Below are 20,796 nucleotides of genomic sequence, written 5' to 3'. Positions count from 1 at the left end.
AAATTCATATGCTCCCATATGATTTCTCTTTCAAATATTTTTTCAAAAAATAAAAATAACTCTCTTAATAATACTGAAGTTATATCTATTAAAAGAGTTATTTTGTTTATACAATAAATTTATTTGAGTTTTTCTTTACCTAATATATAAGTACCCAACCCCATAAATAAAGCTCCTCCAACAATATTTCCAAGTGTAACAGCTACTAAATTATAAATAGCTCCTCCAATACTAACTGTTTTTATTGCTGATGAAAATAATGAAACACTATAAACTGTCATATTTGCTACACTGTGTTCAAAACCTGATGTTATAAAAGCAAATAAACATAAGAATATCATAATTATTTTTGCACTATCACTATTAGTTCTAAATGAACATAATACTGATACACATACTAGAATATTACATAAAATTCCTCTAAAGAAAAGAGCCATAAACGGCATGGAAGCTTTACTTGCTGCCGTATTCGCAAAAAATTCAGCTACAGGTCCTTTGTCTACTAGACCAGTTCCTACAAATATAAGACCTAAAATCAAAGCTCCAATTAAATTTCCTACCCAACTATATATCCATATCTTTGAAGTATCTTTTATACTTACACCTTTATTTAACATACCAGCAGACATAACCATATTATTACCAGTAAATAGTTCAGTCCCTGTCATTACAACCAAACTAAGTGCTATTGCAAATGATAATCCCATTACTATCTTAGTCATAGGTGAGCCTGCATCAGTTAAAAGTCCTCCAATAGTAAATATTAAAAGTATACCTATTCCTACATAAAGGCCCGCAAATGCAGAAGATACTAAATATTTTACTTTACTCATATTTAATAAATTTACTTTATTTATAGCTGCATTAGTTAATTTATCCAAAGTTTCTTTATGCATAATTCCCTCTTCCTTCTATTTAATTTTTAATTTACTCAAACATGTATTTTAATTAATTTATTAATATTTAACACCACTCCAGTATATATTTTCATGCATCTTAGTTACTTCTGGAAGTTGAACTCCTTCAAGTGCCCACTTTTTAAACTCCATAAATCCTGTTCTATCAATTATATATCCTATATGCTCTTTTCCTCCTGGAGCATCTTTATCTATATACTTTTCTACATATTTATAAGTATTAAGTATTATCTTTATTATGCTATCCTCATCTGCCCATAAAAGAAAATCTTCTGCTAACCTAGGATTTTTCTTTCCTGTTCTGCCCATTATGGCTAACCTATAGTATTTTTTCTCATCTCTAGTCCATGCATTTGTTGGACAATTAAGCACACATTCTCCACATCCTATACATTTATCTCCATCTCTTACGACCTTATTATTTTCTGTTTTTAATGCTCCAACAGATATTTTAGAACATTTTTTTACACATGCTCCACAATTTACGCATCTATCTTTTTCATATACTGGTAAAGCCATACCAATAATTCCAAAGTCATTCATTCTAGCTTTTATACAATCATTTGGACATCCAGTTAAAGCCACTTTAAAATGTAAATCATTTGGGAATATTGCTTTTTCTATTCTTTTAGCAAATTCAGTTGTATTATATTGCGCTTTTGGACAGACCTTGTTTCCTATACATGCGGCTATATTTCTTGTTCCTGCTGCTGGATACCCTGCATTTTTCTCATTTTGATTTATATTCATTTTTTCAATGACAGGCTGTATAATTTTATTTATTTCTTCCATATCTTCCATATCTATCCCTAATATTTCAAAGCCCTGTCTTGTAGTTATGTGTATCTGACCATTACCATATTCACTTGCAATTTTAGAAACTATAGTTAAACTTTCAGGGTCAATAAGACCACCTGGTACTCTAACTCTTAAAGAAGTTTTATATTTTGTTTTTGTAATTCTATAAGCATTTTTCATTACTTTTTTAGTATTTAAATCTCTTATCACAAATTCCGCCCCCTAATCAATAAGATTTTTAGCATATGAATAATCAAATACTGGTCCATCTAAACATATATAAGTATCATCCATCTTACAGTGTCCACATTTACCTATTCCACAACACATTTTTCTTTCATAAGAAACCCAAATATTCTTTTCATCTAAATCTCTTTTTAAAAATTCTCCTACTGTAAATTTCATCATCATTGGAGGTCCAACTACAATTGCAGAAGTATTATTTATATCTTTTATATCCAATTCTGGTATGTATTTTGTTACTAATCCTACGTTTCCATTATATCCTTCATCCGCTCCATCTACAGTAACTAAGATATCAAGTTTTTCACTCCATCTTTTTAAATCTTCTGCAAATAAAACATCTTTTGGTGATTTAAATCCTACTATTAGTTTAAATTTTTCACATTTTTCTTTATTGTTATAAAAATGTTCAACTATTCCTCTTACAGGAGCTAAAGCACTTCCTCCTGCCACTACTACAATTTCTCTTCCTTCATAAAGAGATACATCAAATCCATTTCCATAAGGTCCTCTTATAAAAAAAGAATCGCCTTCTTTATAATTAAACAACTCACTAGTAACTTTCCCTACATTTCTTATTGTAAAGTCAATATAGTCTTCTCCATACCCTGATACTGATATTGGACTTTCACCATATTTAGGTATAGATATCTCATAGAATTTTCCAGGCAATACACCTTTTGTATCGCAATTTACTCTAAAAGTCCATTCTTTATCAGTGTGTTTAGTTATATCTATTATTTTTGCACTTACTGGTATATATGAATTCATTTATATTTCCTCCTTACTAGTTACTAAATCATTTATTTTTTCTATACATTTTGAAAATGATATGTATTGTGGACAGGCATCATCACATCTTCCACATCCAACACACATATGATATCCAAATCTTTTTTTGAAATCATTTATTTTATGCATAGCTTTAAATCTCATTCTTTCACCTTGTTTTTTTCTAAAAGAATTTCCACCTGCTATATCTGTATATCCATCTACTTGGCATGAAGCCCAAACTCTTCTTCTTTCACCTACGTTTTCATTTTCCTTATAAAAAATATCCTGCATTGTAAAGCATGAACATGTTGGGCATACAAAATTACATCTACCACATCCAATACATCTTGTATCATACTCATCCCATATTGAATTTCCTATCATTTCATTTGAATCAATATTCTCTGGTACATCTACAGAAATTAGATTCTCAGTTACATAATTAACATTAAATTCAGCTGGTTCTCCATTAAATACTTCAAATTCACTATCTTTTATATCTAAATATAGAGTATTTCCTTCTATATTTAGTCCAATTGAATAATTATCAGTTTTATTAGAATCCATACTTACACAAAAACAATTTCTAAAGCTTTCTTTGCATCCTACAAGTACAAACTTTACTTTATCCCTAATGTTTTTATAAAAATAGTCTTTTTCTTCTCCATTATTTAGATATATTTCATCAAGTCTCTTTATTCCATTTATGTCACAAGCTCTTAAGAAAATCAAAATTTTCTTATCGTCTAAATCGCTTTCCTTAAACTCTTTTTCAGTAAAATAAAATAAGACTTGATTTATAGGGAGTATCACTTCTTTTGGTGAGAAATTTGCCTTTTGAGCAAACTCCATTTCTTCGAAATCGTTTACCTCTTGGTATCTTATTATGTCAGTATCTGAAAAAGTACCTTTAAATGGTATTAAAACTGGTGCAAATATTTTGTAGTCTTTTTTTAGATGCTTCAGACCTTCATTGAATTTAGATGAATCTAATTTTAATTTCATTTTTATCACCTTTCTTATATTTTAATTTTACTTACTTGTTATCTTGTTTAAATCTTAATACTTTATTTTCTATACTTCTGTGATAATTGTCACAGTTTCAAAAATAAAAAAAAATATTAATAGAGTTTAGTAAACTCTATTAATATTTTTTTTATTATTTATATTCTTTAATTAAAAATCTAATCATTTAAATACAAGTTTTTCAAAAGATTCTATATCCATGGGTTTTGCAAAGTAATATCCTTGTCCAATATCACAACCTGCATTTTTTAATAAATTCAGTTGACTTTCAGTTTCTATTCCTTCAGCGACAATTATCATATCTAAATCCTTACCTAATTTAATTGTATTCTTTATAATTTTTTCTCCACGTATAGATGTAATCGTCTCATTTAAAAATTCTCTATCAATCTTCAATACATCTATTGATAATTTTTTTAAAAGACTAAGAGAAGAATATCCACTTCCAAAATCATCCATAGATACAATAAATCCAATATCATGTAAATCATTTAATATATCTAAGAGAACACTTATATTAGATAAAAATAAGCTTTCAGTCAACTCAAGTTCAATGAGATATGTAGGTACATTATACTTTTTTATTAAAGACGTCAGACTGGCTACTATATTTCTATTACTTAGATGGATTCTTGAAACGTTCATAGAAATTGGTAACACTTCTAATCCATTTTCTAACCATCTTGCCATTACATTAAATACCTTATCCCAAACATATAGGTCAAGTTTTTCTATAAAACCATTTTTTTCAAATAAAGGAATAAAATCACTAGGAGGAATAATCCCTTTAGTTGGATGCATCCAACGAACAAGAGCTTCTGAGCCTATAATTTCGCCTGTTTTTAGATTAAATTTAGGTTGTAAGTAAATTACAAATTCTTCATTCAAGAGTGCATTGTCCATATTATTTTCAATCTCTTTCTCACGCAATATAGAAAGCCTTATTTTATCATCATAAAAAGCTACCTTACTTTTATAATTAGTTTCTATTGTTTGGCAGGCTATCTTAGCCCTGTCAATCATTACATCAATATTGACATCATCTTTATCAATTAAGTATACACCACATTTAAGTATTATATCTATTTTGAATGTTCTTTCTTTATTTTTACTAACTGTTTCAAAAAAATCTATTGCTCTTTTTCTTAAATTTTCTATGGTATTTTTCTTTGTCATTACAATAAATCTATCATCTGATAGTCTTGCATATATCTCGTCCTTAAAAAGGCTCTTTCCTATTTGCTTTGCTATGTACTTTAGAATATTATCCCCAAACTCAAAACCAAACATATCATTTATATACTTAAACTTATCTATATTAATATAATATATAACAAATTTATCTACTCCATATTTCTCAAAAAGCTTATTAGCATCGATTTTAAACTTCAATAAACTTCTTATGCCTGTTACTTCGTCGACATAAGCTACATTTTCTAATTTTTCTACCTGTCTTTTATAATTAAAAATAAATATTGCAGAAATTATGAATACAATAAATGCTACCATTAAAATAAATACCACCATATTATGTTGTATAAAATCTAACATTGTAACTTCATGTTCTAAATATTTTGTACTTCCTGTAACTGCAATTGCCACTTCTTCTTCTGTAACTCTACTAATAGATTTATTAAGTATTGACAATAATGTTGAATTTGTTTTTCCAGAAACACCTATACCAATATCTACAACTTGATTTTCAATGGGCATAAACATAAGACCATCAAATTCGTCAGTATTAATTATATTATTTAATATATAATTACTTCCAATAAATATATCACATTCCCCTTTTTTTATGGCTTCTATACATTTGTTAGCATTTGGATAAAAAATAACATTTTGGTTCGGATAATATTCTTTTACGAATGACTCTATTCCTGTCCATTTTATCATTGCAACCTTAGTTTTTTCATCCATTCTAATAGTTCTTTTTGCTATGCCTAACATAGTAGTTTCAAGATATCCATCAGTAAACATAATATTGTGTTCTAACTCAGTGCTCCGCGACATAAACATGTTTGCACATATGTCTGCCTCACCATTTTCAACCATTTTTAAACCTTCTGAAAAGTTTTCTACTTTTATATATTCAAATTTTAAACCTGAGTTTTTAGAAATTGATTTTAATATATCTATTGATATTCCTTTATAAGAATTTGTATTTTTATCATAAAAAGATAATGGTGATGTATCTGTACCAGATACAACTTTTACTGTAGGATGTTTCTTTATATACTCTTTCTCTTCTAAAGAAAATCCTTCTGAAGCTATTGAAGTATCTTTATAATGTTTATTAAACAAATTACCATCATAATATATATCTTCTCGCTTTATCTCTTTTAATGCATAATTTAAACCATCTAGTATCTTCTTATTACCTTTAGTCGTTGCATAATATATAGGTTCTGATGAAAAGCGTAGAGCTACCTTTGTATTTGGCATATCTCTAATACTACCTGTAAGTAACATATCAATAGTTCCTTTTTCAAGTTCTTTTTGAAGTTCTTTTGAACTTTCAATATATTTATATTTTACAGATATTTTATTTTTTTTACAGTATTCATCAAATACACTCTTAAAATGATTATCTGATACAGTCCCTACCACTTTTCCATCAATTTCTTTTAGATTATTATATGATATGCTATTGTTCCTCTCATTTACATATAATGCTCCATATTCATATCCAAAGTTTAAATCTGTATAATCATAATATTTTTCACGCTCTTCACTTTTTTGCAATGCTCCAAATATATCAATTTTTCCTTCTCTGAGCATTTCTAATCCTTGTCTCCATCCACAAGATATATATTCTAATTCCCAGTTATTTATCTTAGCTATTGCATTAAGATAATCATAGGTATATCCATACAAATTACCATCCTTTGTAACAGAGATTCCATAACTAGGCCAATATCCCACTCTCACTTTTTCTTTATTAGAATCTGCTAAAATCAAGCATGGATTTAACAAAAGTAAAAAAACAACCAAAGTAATAATAAATCTATATTTTTTCTTCATAGTCCCACTCCTTTTATGACTAAATCATATGAAGACAGTTAATTTATTTTTATTTAATTTTATGTAATATCTAATTAAAGTGCATAAACAATCGTTTATATTTGAAAACTTAAATAGAATCATTAAATATAATAAATCTGTCCTTTCCTCGATGTTTTGAATAATAAAGTGCCTTATCTGCTTTTTTATACAACTCAATAAAGGTTATTCCATGATTTGGCATAACAGATATGCCTATACTACAAGAAACTTTATACGACTTATTTTCTCCAGTATAATAATTTCTAAATGCATTACATAACTCAATTGCTTTATTTTCAATGTGTTTTGTATCTTTTATATTTTTCATAAAAACTACAAACTCATCTCCACCAATACGTCCAATTATATCATCTTCTCTAAAAATAGAATTTAATTTTGTTGAAACTTCAACCAAAACTTTATCACCAAAAATATGACCTAGACTGTCATTGATAGATTTAAAATCATCTAAATCAATAATAAAAAATGCATGTACACTGTCTTTTGTACTTTCTAAGCTAATAAATCTCTTTATTAAAATTTCTGTTGTTCCTTTATTATAAATTCCTGTTAAGATGTCACGTTCAGCTTTAAATTTAAGCTCCATCTCGTCTTTTTTCTGCTTGTCTATATCTTTAATATATGCAAACCCTTTAATCTGATTAGATTGAAGTTCTTTAAATAAATGCATTGTGCATAGCTCCCACAAAAGCTCTCCATTATTGTCATATCTACGATATTCCAGTTTTAACTCATTTACTCCTCTGCTATATGAATTCAAAACATTTTCAAGATGAAACATATTTTTAAAATTTTCCTTATCTGAAATAAATATTATATCATCAGCAATATTCTTCATTACATCAGAGTAATTGCCATCAATCCTTAAATTTAAATTATTATTAGAATCTATATTATTTGATATAAGTTTATCTTGAGAAAAATTAACTTCATATATTGCAATTGCTTCAGATAACATAGCTTTTCGATACTGTTCTTCTTGATTATATTGCATTTCAATTTTTTTCTGCTCATTTATATCTTCCAACAATCCTATTGCTTTAATTGACATATCTGTTTCACTAAATATATTAGTTAAAGTCATCCTATTCCATATGTATTCGCCACTAACTTGTTTTATTTTTATCACAGACACTACACTTTCTTCACCTTTTTCGATTTTATTAAAAGATTCCTCAAAAATATCAATAAAGTCATTATGTATTATTTTTGAATTAACAAAATATTCTATTGAGTTTTTGACATTTTTCGTTAATCCATATATTGAAGAAACATCACTAAAATTGTGTATAGACTTCGTTTTAACATCATAGTCGAACACTATATTAGAAGTCTTAAATAAAGCAATCCTAAGCCTTTCTTCATTAATTTTCAAATCTTCTTCTGTTCTTTTTAAATCTGTTATATCAACTAATACACAATAAAAATACTCTTTTCCATCAGAATCTTTTATAAGTTCACACTTATTTACAACCCATACAAAATTTCCATTTTTAGTAATCATCCTATATTCTACTTCAACTACTTTTGACTTCAACAGTTGAAATTCAAACTCTTTCTTTACTCTATCTATATCACCTTTGTAAATTACATCATAAAAATTATTGTCAAATATGGATTTTATCTCTTCTTTAGTGTACTCAAAAAGGTCTATAAAACCATCACTTAAAAATACAAATTCATATTTTTCTCCTATTGTACACTTAAAGACTCCTCCAGGTATATTATTAGTAAGTGAAGATATTTCTAAATTAGCCTTCACAATTCTATCTTTTGACTTTTTTTCCTTATAAAATACAATTAAAATTAAAACTAAAAGTGATATGAAGTTTTTAAGTGTTAATATAATTGCAAGTTTGTTTATTTCTGAAATATCTTTCAGTACTAAAGATTTTGGAATAAAAGATAAAGTATACCAATCATTTATGCCAACTTGAGCATATATAGCATATCTATCTTTTCCATTAAACTTATATTCTATGAATCCACTTTTCTTGTTTGATATATCTCTGCTAAATTTCTTATAATTATAATCTTCTCCAAAAGAAATTGAATTGAAAAAATCACTAATATTATCTATGTCATCATTAGTTTTTCTTTGAGTAGACTTTAAGATAAGTTTTCCTGACTTTTCAAAAACATAAGTATGTCCTTCTCCATTAAAACTATTTCCATCTATAAATTCACTTAATCTGCTTGTATAATAAGACCCATACAATACCCCTATTACTTCATCATTTTTATATATTGGAGATGCTACCATAAAACTACTTTCATTACTTGCAGGTGAACTTATAATTTCAGAAATATTACTCTCACCTTTCATTGCTTTCTTAAAATAACTCTGTTGTGATATATTATCTACTTTTTTATTATCTTTATAAACAGTACCATCTGGATATGCAATATAAATTTTTTCAAAATTAGATTCTTTTGATACATCATTTAATATTTTTATTAATTCTTCTCTCCTCATGCTATCTGAATCTGAAATAGTTTTAGAAATACTATTTATAAATCGGATTAACGAATTAAGTTTGATATTTATAGCGTTTGAACTTTGTAATGCTAGTTCTTCTAAATGCATTTTTTTATTTCTTTCTACTAATGAATTAACATTACAAGTAAAGTCCCAAAGCGAAATCATCACAAACATACATATAAAAATAAAACCTAGAGCATAGCCTATGAACTTTTTATTTTTCATTTTAATACATCCTTTTCTTAGAAGCTGTGTTAACATATGTATATCCACTTTTTATTGTTAAACTAATTATACTATCAGAGTTCAGCTGTTTCAACAAACTTAATACAAATATTGGCGAATTACACAATAAAAAAGAATCTATAAATAGATTCTCTTAATAATGTCTTTATTTAGTTACAATTAATTGCTTTTAAAGTATTTTGATAGTTCAATTTCTTTAACATAAAAGCCTTTACTATCAATCTTTATAAGTTCTTCCTTTTGCAATACTTTTACCATTCTAGAAACAGTTTCTCTTTTACATCCAAGCATGTCAGCTAAATATGTAACTGTAATGTTTACATTTAGTAAAGTCCATTCACCACAACAAATTCCAAATTCTTTACTTAATCTATATAGTTTTGCTGCAAGCTTTTTATCTACTTTTATAGATATAGAATTTTTTAACTGTCTGTATAGACGTCTTATTCTTCTTTCCATATAAGAGATAATATCTTTTGTAAGTTGAAAATCATTTTGCATAATTTCTAAAAATTCTTCTATACTGTAATAAGCTACAATTGAGTTTTCAAATGCCTCACATCCTACAGTAGAATTTTTACTAGAATCAAAGGTAATATCATTTATAATTTCACCACTATTTAATATGAAAATTACTTTTCTCTCACCATTTTCACTTATCTTAAAAATAGACATTTTTCCATCTAAAAGTACATAAACACTGTCTAAGCTATCTTTTTCATAAAATAGAATTTCTTTTTTTTGTAATCTTTTTAGTTTAGCTTTTTCCTTAAGTTGATTCTTTGTTTTATCACATAAATTATTAAAAATCATTACTTTATCAATATTATAATCTTTTAATTTAGACATGTAATATCTCTCCATTCCTAAATTTATAAGAAAGCTCTATAAAACATTACAAATTTCTTATTTTATTCATTCTTTAAACAATTTTATAGCATTTGTTGTTTTAATTTTTCTTTCAATAGCTTCATTAGAAAGTTCTTTTACTACCTGTGTATATACTAAATCAATAATGAAAAATTGTGCTAATTTGGAAGATATTGAACCAGTTTCCAATACAGTTTCTCCTGATACATAAGATAAGTGTACATCTGAAATATCCTTTAATTCAGAGTTTTTATTTTCAGTAATTGATATAATTTTAGCATTATTATCTCTTGCAAGTTTTACAGTTTTTATGATTTCCTCAGTTTCACCAGAATGTGAAATCGCTACAATTAAATCGCCTTCTTCCATTATGGAAGACATCATTATCATTGTATGGCTACTATCAAAGCTCACACAATTAAGTCCTATTCTCATAAATTTATAGTTTGAATCCTGTGCTATTATACCAGAATATCCAATACCTATAAAATAAATTTTCTTTGCATTTATTATAAGTCTTGCACAATTGTGAACATCAGTACTATTAATTATCTCTACAGTATTCTCTAAAGTAGTTACATTTGAATTTAAAAGTTTCTTTGCTGTATCCAAAGCTGGTTCATCATTTTGTATATTTTTATTTATAATATTTTTTTTGTTCATGGTTGATATCTCTTGTGCTAAAGTTACCTTGAAATCTTGTAACCCACTAAAGTTCATCTTTTTTACAAATCTAGTTATAGTTGCTTCACCAATGTTACTTTCTTTCGCTATTTGTGATATTGGCTTATAAAATACATCCTCTATATTCTCTTTTATATAAGTTATCAATAATTTATCTGACTTTGTGACTTTAAACGTTGGTGATTCCAATTGTTCTAAAATACTCATTAAAAACCCTTCTATTCTTTATATTTTATTTAAAAAATTATATAATGCCCCAAGCATTCCTGCATCATTTTGTCTATTTGCAAATTCTACATTAGTATTTTTGTAAACTCTATCTATAAGAACCTCCTTTAATGCTTTGTCTATTTTAGGTTTTAGAAATTCCTCCTGTGCCATAATTCCACCACCTAAAATTACTACTTCTGGATTTATTACATAACATATATTTGCGATTCCAACTGCTAATGATTTTATCATATTATTGAGCTCTTTTAAACAATCTTCGTCATTATTCTTTGCTAAATCAAAAATTATTTTTCCATTTAAGTCATTTTCATTTAAACTCTTTATTTTTGCTACTTTTTTAACTAGACTACTAGTAGATGCTAACTCTTGAAAAGAACTTCCATTTATATTCATATATCCTACTTCACCAGCACTATTACTAAATCCATTTATTAGTTTATTGTTTATTATAACACAACCACCAATTCCAGTACCTATTGTCAGGCATACAGAAGATGTTGCACCCTTTCCTGCTCCAATCCACATCTCACCAAGTCCAGCACAATTAACATCATTTTCAACTTCACATTTTACATTAAATTCTTTTTCTATCTCTTTTTTTAATTCCATACCTTTATAGTTTGGAATTAGCTCTTCCAATGCAAATAATATCTTCCCCTCAATTGGGTCAACCATACCTGCAGTAGATATACATATACCACTTATGTCATTTTCTTCTATATATTTTTTCACTATCTGTTTTATTTTAGATAATATTCCTTCTCCACCTTTTTCCTTTGCTTCAGTATCCATACTTGATTTATCAATTATAAATCCATCTTCCCTAATAAATCCATATTTTATTGAAGTACCTCCAACATCTATACAAACGTAATTTTTCATAACATATCTCCATACAAATTATTTTTATAAATTAACAACTCTATTCAAAATTTTATATTACACAAATTTTTTACTTATCTTTTCCAATTCACAAATATATTTCCTTGCTTCTGATAAATCTATTGTATCACTTAAGACACTTTTTTCCTTAGTTATATGATACTTATAAATATTTTTACATAAGTCCTCTCCTAGGATATTAAGACCTTCTTGAGTATAATGAACATCGTCAATAGTTAAGCCTTTATCATGAAATTGCATAGCAATTTTACTTCCTACACACAGTATATCACATTCATTACAAGCAGATTCTTGAGCTGCTGCAATTCGTCTAGTTCTAACAAAATATTCATCTTCTCCAAGCCAATAACCAGTTAAGCTTACAAACATTTTATCAATCATACATTCTTTTTTAAGTCTATACGCAATCTTTTTTAAACTTTCTTTATAGTATAAAGCATCGCTACCATATTTTGCATCACTTTCACCTTGAATCCAAATAACATACTTACTTTGTATATTATAATGTTTACTTAAAGTACTACATCCTGCATTAAATTTTTCTATAGTATCATTTAGAAACCAGTTATTATCATGATTCCAATTTTTTATTCTTGACCCATCTTTTGCATTATGAATAAAACAAACTTTATTTCCAGTGAACTTATTCCATTCATTTGAAAATGCAGGTGCTATAGTACCATCACCTTCTGAAGTCTCTAGCTCACACCTCATATTTATAATTTCATCAGTACTCAAATATTCAAAACAATTTTCATTAGGAATAACACTCTCTTTTTGATTTCCTAATCCTCTGGCATTACTTTGTCCTATTAATAAAAATACATCTATATTTTCCATGATTTAACTCCTCTATAAAATTTTAACTTTTTGATTACATCCAATTTTCATTATAAAAAACTAAGGCTGAAAATAGTAATCTAACTAAAATTTACGAAATATCACTAATCGCTGAAAGTTAAATCACTATTTTCAGCCTTAGTGGTTGTATAAATCCTCATTATCTAACCAAAACCTTAAAAATAGCTTTTTTGATATTTTCTTTTTCTAAAACTTTTATTGCTGCCATATGAGCATCTTCTGGATAACACACTAAGAAATCATTTTTTCTAAGTTCTACATATCCATTGTTTTTACCATCAAGGGGTAAAAAATCTCCCTCTTCTTCATATGGTTTTTGCTCTAAATTTTCTATAAAATTTAAGTCTATTCTTTCACATCCATCAAGCATTAAGTGTACATCTATATACTTCTTATGAGCTTCCCAGAATCTTTCTTCTTTTTCGCAAGTTTTATACTCTACAATATTCACAAAAATATCATCACCATCTATTGTATAAGTACCTTTTTCATAATCTATTAATGAATTCTCTTTAGCATATTCGAAACATCTAAGTAAATCTTCATGTAATGTTGAATATGTCTTACTATGATTTATATTTCCAAATATCATAAGCATTGTCTCCCTATATAATTTTAAATACATTTTTTTATACTTTTACATATAAATTGTATTCTACAGTCCTATAGAGTAACTAAATTATTTATCTAATCACTCTATAAGACAATTTATCATTTAAACATCATATTATTTTTCATAATAAACAGTCGTTTCAGCTCTTGGTAAAGATACTTTTGCTTTAACCTTAGCTTCTATTGCACTAACTATTGTACCTACTACAACAGAAGTAGTTATTGTTATTAAAGAATATGCCCAAGAAGTTACTTCTGGCATACGATATTTTAGATAAACAACCAAAATTGCTGATATTATAAATCCAACATAAGCTCCCATTTTAGTTGCCTTTTTACAAAATGCTCCAAGCACAAATACTCCTGCCAGAACTCCTAAAACTAGTCCCATGAAACTATTGAACCATTCATATGCTGACTTTATTTCTCCATTTGCTAAGATTATTGCAACGACTATAGAAAGTATACCTACACCTAATGATATATATTGTGCTATCTTAGTTTGTCTTTCCATACTTATATCTTTTGTTATTATAGTTTGTATATCTAAAGTCCAACTTGTAGCAACTGAGTTAAGTCCTGTTGATAAAGTTGACTGAGATGCTGCATATATTGCTGCAAGTAGTATTCCTGTTATACCTACTGGTAATTCATAAGCTATATACGATGCAAATACTTGGTCTTGCTGAACTGTTTGAGCTAAATCTGGATTTTGAGTATAGTATATAAATAAACAAGTTCCAATTAGATAAAACACAGTTGCAAGTCCCATTGATAAAACACCATTTCCATATGTCATTTTGTTAAGTTGCTTTATATCAGTTGTTGTAGTAAATCTTTGAACTATATCTTGACTTGATACATATGATGAAAAAGTATTAAGACCAGCTCCAACAAATATTATAAATGCACTTGTAGATAGTATATTTTTATCAAACATAACTTCATTAGTTGCTAAGAATTTATGTCCACTTGTAAGTGTATCCATCACTGTTCCAAAACCACCATTTATACTTGCTATTAAATAGAACAATGTCCCTGTAACACCTACTATTAGTACCATCCCTTGTATAAAATCGGTCCATAAAACAGCCTTTAATCCACCTGTATATGAATAAATTATTGCTATTACGCCCATAACTACTATCAATACATTTACAGGTATTCCTGTAAGACCAGCTAGAACCACTGATGGAAGATACATTATGATAGACATACGTCCTATTTGATATATTATAAACATTAAAGCTCCAATTACTCTAAGACCTTTACTTTCGTATCTCATTTCTAAGTATTCATATGCTGTATCTATTTCTAGCCTACTGTACAAAGGCAAGAAAAATTTTATTGTCAAAGGTATTGCTATAAACATACCTAATTGTGCAAACCATAAAATCCAAGTTCCACCATAAGAATTTCCTGCTAATGATAAAAACGATATTGGACTTAATAATGTGGCAAATATTGATACTGATGTAACCCACCAAGGAATAGTCCCATCACCTTTGAAGAACTCTTTTCCTTTCATTTCCTTTTTTGAAAATAACAACCCTGCAAATAAAACTGCCAATAAGTAAACTACCAGTATTGCAAAATCTATCCAAGTAAATCCTACCATTTTACTAATCCTCCCATACTAAAAGTATTTTATTAAAAATACTTTCTGTATATTTCTTTTGCTCTTGATTTCATTTCATCAGTTGCTTCTTTCATAGGTTGTCTACAATATCCAGCTTCAACACCTTGCTCTTCAAGTAGTAATTTAATTGTTTGATATAGACCATTTCCTAATATATCTGTTATTAAATCATTAGTCACATGTTGTACTTCAAGTGCTTCTGATATTTTTTCATTTTTAGTTAATTCAAATATTTGTCTGGCTCTGATACCGTTTACATTAAATGTAGAACCAATTGCTCCATCTACTCCTAAAACTGTAGCTGGCAACATCATTTCATCAAATCCTGCAAATATTAATTTATTTGGGAAAGTTTTTCTCATTCTTTCTAATAAGTAGAAATCTGCTGCTGTAAATTTAACACCTATTATTTTTTCATTTTCAAATAATTCTCCAAATTGCTCTAAACTCATATCAACACCAGTTAAAAATGGTATAGAATATATTATTAATCTATTATCTACAGAATTTATTATTGTATTGTAATAGTGTTTTATTTCTTCAAAATCAAATTTATAATAAAAAGGTGTAACAGCACTTATAGCATCATATCCTAAATCAGTTGTAAATTTAGCAAGTTCCACAGCTTCTTTTAAATTAACTGAACCAACCTGAGCTATTAATTTTATTTCTTCTTTTACTTCATCTTTAGCTATTTCAAATATTCTTTTTTTCTCATCAGTTGAAAGCATGAAATTTTCTCCTGTACTTCCCCCTACATAAAGACCATCTATTTTACAAACATCTATGTTATGTCTAATTATTTGTCTTAACCCTTTTTCATTTATATTTCCTTCCTTATCAAATGAAACTAATAATGCTGAATAAATTCCCTTCATATCTGTTGTTCTCATATCCTTACCTCCAATTTTAGTTTTTAAATATAGTTAAATATAATAATTTTTTAATTTATAAATTAATTTTTAATTAATTTCAATTGCTTTAACAAACTTTTCTGTTATTAGTTGTGGTCTTGTTATTGCTGAGCCTACTACTGATGAATGAACACCTAACTCAAATACCTTTTTTAAATCTTGAGGAGTATTTACCTTTCCTTCAGCTATTACAGGTATTTCTAAATCTTTAACTAATCTTTCCATTAGTGCAAAGTCTGGACCTTCTAAAACTTCTGTATATGGAGTATACCCAGATAGTGTAGTTGAAACACAGTCCACACCATACTCTTGAGCTTTAACAGCCTCATCATAGTTTGAAACATCTGCCATTACTAAAACCCCATTTTCTTTTATATACTTTATAATTTCCTTTAAATCTTCATTATTTGGTCTAACTCTATTAGTGGCATCTAAAGCTATCATCTCACACCCTGTTGTCAGAAGCTCATCAACCTCCTTTTTAGTTGGTGTTATATATATATCTGAATCTTCATAATTTCTCTTTATAATACCTATAACAGGAAGTCCAGTAACTTTTTTTATTTCAATAATATCATCAACCCCTTGAGCCCTAATTCCAACAGCTCCACCTTCCATAGCAGCCTTAGCCATTCTACCCATTATAAAAGGACTATGAAGAGGTTCATTTTCTAAAGCTTGGCATGATACTATTAATTTACCCTTTACCTTATCTAGCATTTTTTCAATTACCTCATTTCTGAAATTTATTTTCTTGATTTATGTATTAATAATAACATGAAAACTTTTTCTTTGCAATATTTTTTCATATTTTTTTCTTATTTCTATATTTTTACCAGTTTATCCCATGAGTTAACTTGTTTTTCTTATTTAAAAGAAATTTTATTTCATTTTTTTGGTGTTTATTTTCATTTTATATAAGTACTCTCATAAATACTCCTTTTAAATTATTTCAATAAAAAAACCTATGTATACTATACATAGGTTTCCCAATATTACTCTAAATCCATTATAATTTTTCTACCACAGCATGGACAAAATTCAGACTCTGAATCGATTTCACTTTCACAGTAACCACAAACTATAAAATCACCAGATTCATTTTCTAACTCAAATTTTTTACCACATTCCGCACAATATTTATCATTTACACTTCCAACATAACCACATTCACAAGTTACATTACTTTCTGCGATTTCCATTTCGTTAATTTCCACATTTTTTTCATAGATTATCTTATCGAGTTCTAATAATTCATCACAAAACGTATCAAAACTTTCATCATCAAGAGAATCTTCTCTAATTTTTTGATATGTTAGTATTCCCATTTCTAAGAATATCTTTGCTTTCTTTTCTTGAATATCCTCAATCTCTCTATTTATCTTTGATTTCTCTTTATATAATTCAACTTTAAATTTTCCATTACCAAATTTTTTCTTAACTTTAGAAAACTTATCGTCTACTGTATTCTTAGTATTTTCTTCCATAGAAATTTCCTCCAATCATATTTAATCAGCTGAGTTTAGCTTATACCCTATTAAAGATATCACAAAACTATATATAAATGAAATTATAATAGTTTGGAATACTTTAAATTGCATTATTAAAGTTGCACCATAACTAGTTGTATTAAAGAAATTAATATTACTATCAAGTATAAATGTGCTAAATAAAGCCAGCATACCCATTAAAAATGCATAATACACACTAAACACTATTACAGGCTTGATATTATCTGTGTTATACTTAAATCTCAATTTATATCCATTTAACAATAGTATTAATGCAGATAAAGCTCCCATTGCATAAAACATTAATTTAGTATCTCCAAATAGAGATGATGAGCCCAAACTAAATATTGATACTGTTGAATTTATTATAGTAACTGAAATTCCATTTGCAAAAGCCCACATATAACTAGCTATTTGTGGCAGTATAGCAAATAAGTTTGCTCCATTTGAGTAACTACTCATATCTAATTCGTTTAAGTAGCTACTATCAGATACAGTTAGTACAAATAGGATTGCCAATACTAAAACATATCCTAATATAAATATCTTTATAGAATTTGAAAAAAGAGACATATACATATTTTCTTTTTCATAACTCTTTTTGTAATTAGTTATATATGTACATATAAATCCTAATACAAATCCATTTAAAAGAACACTAAAAAACTGATAACTATATTCTAGTGCATAGCCATACTCTAACATACTATGTGAACCAGTCTTTACATTAGTAAAAACAGATAGAACAGCTAAAATTAATCCATAAAGAATCCCAACTCCTAATGAATTTGCTAATGTAGTTTTTGAGTCTTTACATCTTTTTCTCATAAAAATTAAATTTGATATTATTAATCCTAGAATAGGGATTATAAGTAATATTAACAATCCTATATTAGCATTTATAAATCCAGAACCCATCATAGTAGACATAGATACACTAATCTGACCCAAGTTAAGAGCTAGAATTATATGTGCTGGATTTATTAAATAACTAATATCATTAAATTGAATAGTTATTACAGCTTTAAATATCAATGCAATAATAAATAATATAAATACATTTGTAAAGGTTGTTAAAAATATTCCTCTTGTATTTGCATGATGTGAAAGCTCTTTTATTTTAGATTTTAAGTCTAATTTTGTTTCAAATGGTTTTAAAGATGCTACTTCATAAAGCTCATTTCCACAAAATTTACAGTAATTATCTTTAGAATTATTTTCTTTGCTACAACTAGGACAAATTTTTTCTTCTTTCTTTTTAAGTGTGAAGTTGTTATTTTTTATTTTTCTAGTTAGTTCGCCTGTTGTTTTGGAATAGTTATTATGTGAATAATTCATATTATTTATTTTTTTTTCATCCATTTTTTCCCTCCAAGTTTTACTGTTGTAAATTATCAAATATAACTATATCATATAAAACTTAATTATACCTTAATTGGATATATTTATCTATTTTATTTGTTTATTGTTGTTATTTTTTAACAAGTGTTGGTATTTCAATAATTTATTAATGTCAGTTTTGTTGTTTATGTTTTATTATGCTTAATTTAAATTTATTCTATTCTTTATTTTCAGTGGCAAGATGATGGCAAGTTAGGTTTTGCCACCATTTATTTTTGATTCCAAAATTAAGTTATAAATAGTTATTATTATGTTACTTATAACTATATAAATTTAGTACATAGTTTATGTTTTAATACAAACAAAGCTTATCAATATTTAAATGCACTTTTCTGTTAACTTTTCCGAAATAAGTTAACATTGTCATAAACTTATGCTATACTTTTTATAAAGGGGGTTTTATTTATGTCAACTTTTGGTGAGAGGTTTAAACTTTTAAGAACAGAAATGAATCTAACTCAAGAGGAACTTGTTGAAAAATTTAATAAAGTTTATCTTACGAGTTTTAATAAATCAACAATATCACAGTATGAAAATAACAAAAGAAAACCAGAAATAAACGTTTTAGAAAATTGGGCAGATTTTTTTAATGTATCTATTGATTATCTTTTAGGGAGAACTCTTGTTAGAAATCACATCGATACTGTAGCAACGCATAAATCTAATCCTAACAAAGTTTTACCAGAAGAAGCTCAAGAGCAACTTAATGATTATATAGAATTTTTAATAAGCAAATATAAAAAATAAATATTTAGAGCAGTTCACACCTGCTCTTTATATATAACAAAACTCAAAAATACATTCTTTTTATAGGGGGATTTCCATGAATAAACTAGACGCACTTTTAGATTTAGCAAAAAATGAAGAAATAGAAATTTACTACACTGACAAAATAACAGATGACATAAAAGGATTGTATATAAACAAACAAGGGCTAAAAATTATATCACTACTTAATTCATTAAAACAAAATAAGACTAAACTAATAGAAATTTTAGCAGAAGAATTAGGACATCATTTTACCAGTGTAGGAGATTATGTATCTTCAGAAAACAGCTACAAAAATAAAATATTGATAGATAAAACTGAAGAAAAAGCTCTAAGATGGGCAGGTGAATTTCTTATAGCAGAAGAAGAGATAATACATGTTATTAATTCATATGCCACAAATGTCTATGAAATAGCTGAGGAATTACAAGTTAGTGTAAAATTCTTATTAAAAAGATTAGAATTTCTATCAAGAAAGAAAAACATGTTAGACTTAGGAAATAATAGATTCCTAGTATTAACTAGCTTACCAAATTTCTACATATATGAGGATATTTTTTAAACTCTTTTATTCTACTTTTATAGTTTATCATCTAACAAATACATATTTAAATATAATTATAATAAAATGTATATAAAAACTAGGTAATTGTAAGAATATCAATATAATATCATAGTATAAACTGAATAAAAAAGATTCATATAATATTGTACATAAAAAAAATATATAAAGAGCAGTTAATCTGCTCTTTTATATAAATATAAAACTTAATTATAATAAAATACTAATTGAAAAATTCATTTAATATTAATTAATAAATACAATCTAACACAATTTTAGATTGTT

18 protein-coding genes are annotated in these 20,796 nt (G+C 27.0%); 2 read left to right on the top strand and 16 right to left on the bottom strand.

The genetic code is table 11. The annotated features are described in order from the left end of the window. Nucleotides 1-119: 119 nt before the first annotated feature. From Q3223_RS03575 to Q3223_RS03500, 16 genes are all read right to left on the bottom strand, one after another. Complete coding sequence (locus tag Q3223_RS03575; RefSeq protein ID WP_054270692.1) at nt 120-896, bottom strand: formate/nitrite transporter family protein; 777 nt, start codon at nt 894-896, stop codon at nt 120-122. Between the two features lie 60 nt (nt 897-956). Further along, entirely contained in the window at nt 957-1,925 is a 969-nt protein-coding gene (gene asrC, locus Q3223_RS03570; RefSeq protein ID WP_054270693.1) for a sulfite reductase subunit C, read from the bottom strand. A gap of 12 nt (nt 1,926-1,937) precedes the next feature. Continuing rightward, the gene (asrB, locus tag Q3223_RS03565) at nt 1,938-2,729 is read right to left on the bottom strand and encodes an anaerobic sulfite reductase subunit AsrB (protein ID WP_054270694.1); all 792 of its coding nucleotides are present in this window, start codon (nt 2,727-2,729) and stop codon (nt 1,938-1,940) included. Continuing rightward, nucleotides 2,730-3,737 (bottom strand): anaerobic sulfite reductase subunit AsrA, encoded by a 1,008-nt coding sequence (gene asrA / locus Q3223_RS03560; RefSeq protein ID WP_054270695.1) that lies wholly within the window; start codon nt 3,735-3,737, stop codon nt 2,730-2,732. 183 nt (nt 3,738-3,920) lie between these two features. Continuing rightward, nucleotides 3,921-6,785: an EAL domain-containing protein gene (locus Q3223_RS03555; protein ID WP_054270696.1), complete on the bottom strand. Its 2,865-nt coding sequence runs from the start codon at nt 6,783-6,785 to the stop codon at nt 3,921-3,923. 109 nt (nt 6,786-6,894) lie between these two features. Further along, entirely contained in the window at nt 6,895-9,534 is a 2,640-nt protein-coding gene (locus tag Q3223_RS03550) for a GGDEF domain-containing protein (protein ID WP_407811659.1), read from the bottom strand. 180 nt (nt 9,535-9,714) lie between these two features. Next, nucleotides 9,715-10,404, bottom strand: coding sequence for a Crp/Fnr family transcriptional regulator (locus tag Q3223_RS03545; protein ID WP_054270698.1), 690 nt, complete (start codon nt 10,402-10,404; stop codon nt 9,715-9,717). 66 nt (nt 10,405-10,470) lie between these two features. Further along, nucleotides 10,471-11,316 carry a MurR/RpiR family transcriptional regulator gene (locus Q3223_RS03540; protein WP_054270699.1) on the bottom strand — a complete coding sequence of 282 codons (846 nt, stop codon included), beginning with the start codon at nt 11,314-11,316 and terminating at the stop codon, nt 10,471-10,473. Nucleotides 11,317-11,334: 18 nt separating this feature from the next. Further along, complete coding sequence (locus Q3223_RS03535; RefSeq protein WP_054270700.1) at nt 11,335-12,222, bottom strand: ROK family protein; 888 nt, start codon at nt 12,220-12,222, stop codon at nt 11,335-11,337. A gap of 57 nt (nt 12,223-12,279) precedes the next feature. Beyond that, nucleotides 12,280-13,083: a sialate O-acetylesterase gene (locus tag Q3223_RS03530; protein WP_054276984.1), complete on the bottom strand. Its 804-nt coding sequence runs from the start codon at nt 13,081-13,083 to the stop codon at nt 12,280-12,282. 160 nt (nt 13,084-13,243) lie between these two features. Further along, a complete protein-coding gene (locus Q3223_RS03525; protein WP_407811658.1) occupies nt 13,244-13,696 on the bottom strand; it encodes a YhcH/YjgK/YiaL family protein in 453 nt (150 codons plus the stop codon). A gap of 135 nt (nt 13,697-13,831) precedes the next feature. Next, a complete protein-coding gene (locus tag Q3223_RS03520) occupies nt 13,832-15,334 on the bottom strand; it encodes a sodium:solute symporter (RefSeq protein WP_054270703.1) in 1,503 nt (500 codons plus the stop codon). Nucleotides 15,335-15,366: 32 nt separating this feature from the next. After that, nucleotides 15,367-16,248 (bottom strand): N-acetylneuraminate lyase, encoded by an 882-nt coding sequence (locus Q3223_RS03515; RefSeq protein WP_054270704.1) that lies wholly within the window; start codon nt 16,246-16,248, stop codon nt 15,367-15,369. A gap of 69 nt (nt 16,249-16,317) precedes the next feature. Beyond that, the gene (locus Q3223_RS03510; RefSeq protein ID WP_054270705.1) at nt 16,318-16,989 is read right to left on the bottom strand and encodes an N-acetylmannosamine-6-phosphate 2-epimerase; all 672 of its coding nucleotides are present in this window, start codon (nt 16,987-16,989) and stop codon (nt 16,318-16,320) included. Between the two features lie 275 nt (nt 16,990-17,264). Then, on the bottom strand, nt 17,265-17,756 hold the full coding sequence (locus Q3223_RS03505) for a zinc ribbon domain-containing protein (RefSeq protein ID WP_054270706.1): 492 nt from the start codon (nt 17,754-17,756) through the stop codon (nt 17,265-17,267). A 21-nt stretch (nt 17,757-17,777) separates the two neighbouring features. Further along, nucleotides 17,778-19,142, bottom strand: coding sequence for a zinc ribbon domain-containing protein (locus Q3223_RS03500; RefSeq protein ID WP_074179735.1), 1,365 nt, complete (start codon nt 19,140-19,142; stop codon nt 17,778-17,780). Between the two features lie 444 nt (nt 19,143-19,586). On the opposite strand from Q3223_RS03500, the gene Q3223_RS03495 reads away from it, so the two are divergent. Beyond that, nucleotides 19,587-19,928 carry a helix-turn-helix transcriptional regulator gene (locus Q3223_RS03495; RefSeq protein ID WP_054270708.1) on the top strand — a complete coding sequence of 114 codons (342 nt, stop codon included), beginning with the start codon at nt 19,587-19,589 and terminating at the stop codon, nt 19,926-19,928. A 76-nt stretch (nt 19,929-20,004) separates the two neighbouring features. After that, a complete protein-coding gene (locus Q3223_RS03490; RefSeq protein WP_054276988.1) occupies nt 20,005-20,511 on the top strand; it encodes an ImmA/IrrE family metallo-endopeptidase in 507 nt (168 codons plus the stop codon). Nucleotides 20,512-20,796 lie beyond the last annotated feature (285 nt).

The sequence above is a fragment of the Clostridioides sp. GD02367 genome (genome assembly GCF_045900275.1).
GTDB lineage: Bacteria > Bacillota > Clostridia > Peptostreptococcales > Peptostreptococcaceae > Clostridioides > Clostridioides difficile_A.
This window is presented reverse-complemented; position numbering and strand designations above follow the sequence as displayed.

Bases quoted from the DNA above. Each gene is read 5' to 3' on its own strand.
- Q3223_RS03575 (WP_054270692.1), bottom strand. From the start codon at position 896: ATGCATAAAGAAACTTTGGATAAATTAACTAATGCAGCTATAAATAAA.
- asrB (WP_054270694.1), bottom strand. From the start codon at position 2,729: ATGAATTCATATATACCAGTAAGTGCAAAAATAATAGATATAACTAAA.
- asrA (WP_054270695.1), bottom strand. From the start codon at position 3,737: ATGAAATTAAAATTAGATTCATCTAAATTCAATGAAGGTCTGAAGCAT.
- Q3223_RS03555 (WP_054270696.1), bottom strand. From the start codon at position 6,785: ATGAAGAAAAAATATAGATTTATTATTACTTTGGTTGTTTTTTTACTT.
- Q3223_RS03550 (WP_407811659.1), bottom strand. From the start codon at position 9,534: ATGAAAAATAAAAAGTTCATAGGCTATGCTCTAGGTTTTATTTTTATA.
- Q3223_RS03545 (WP_054270698.1), bottom strand. From the start codon at position 10,404: ATGTCTAAATTAAAAGATTATAATATTGATAAAGTAATGATTTTTAAT.
- Q3223_RS03540 (WP_054270699.1), bottom strand. From the start codon at position 11,316: ATGAGTATTTTAGAACAATTGGAATCACCAACGTTTAAAGTCACAAAG.
- Q3223_RS03535 (WP_054270700.1), bottom strand. From the start codon at position 12,222: ATGAAAAATTACGTTTGTATAGATGTTGGAGGTACTTCAATAAAATAT.
- Q3223_RS03530 (WP_054276984.1), bottom strand. From the start codon at position 13,083: ATGGAAAATATAGATGTATTTTTATTAATAGGACAAAGTAATGCCAGA.
- Q3223_RS03525 (WP_407811658.1), bottom strand. From the start codon at position 13,696: ATGATATTTGGAAATATAAATCATAGTAAGACATATTCAACATTACAT.
- Q3223_RS03520 (WP_054270703.1), bottom strand. From the start codon at position 15,334: ATGGTAGGATTTACTTGGATAGATTTTGCAATACTGGTAGTTTACTTA.
- Q3223_RS03515 (WP_054270704.1), bottom strand. From the start codon at position 16,248: ATGAGAACAACAGATATGAAGGGAATTTATTCAGCATTATTAGTTTCA.
- Q3223_RS03510 (WP_054270705.1), bottom strand. From the start codon at position 16,989: ATGCTAGATAAGGTAAAGGGTAAATTAATAGTATCATGCCAAGCTTTA.
- Q3223_RS03505 (WP_054270706.1), bottom strand. From the start codon at position 17,756: ATGGAAGAAAATACTAAGAATACAGTAGACGATAAGTTTTCTAAAGTT.
- Q3223_RS03500 (WP_074179735.1), bottom strand. From the start codon at position 19,142: ATGGATGAAAAAAAAATAAATAATATGAATTATTCACATAATAACTAT.
- Q3223_RS03495 (WP_054270708.1), top strand. From the start codon at position 19,587: ATGTCAACTTTTGGTGAGAGGTTTAAACTTTTAAGAACAGAAATGAAT.
- Q3223_RS03490 (WP_054276988.1), top strand. From the start codon at position 20,005: ATGAATAAACTAGACGCACTTTTAGATTTAGCAAAAAATGAAGAAATA.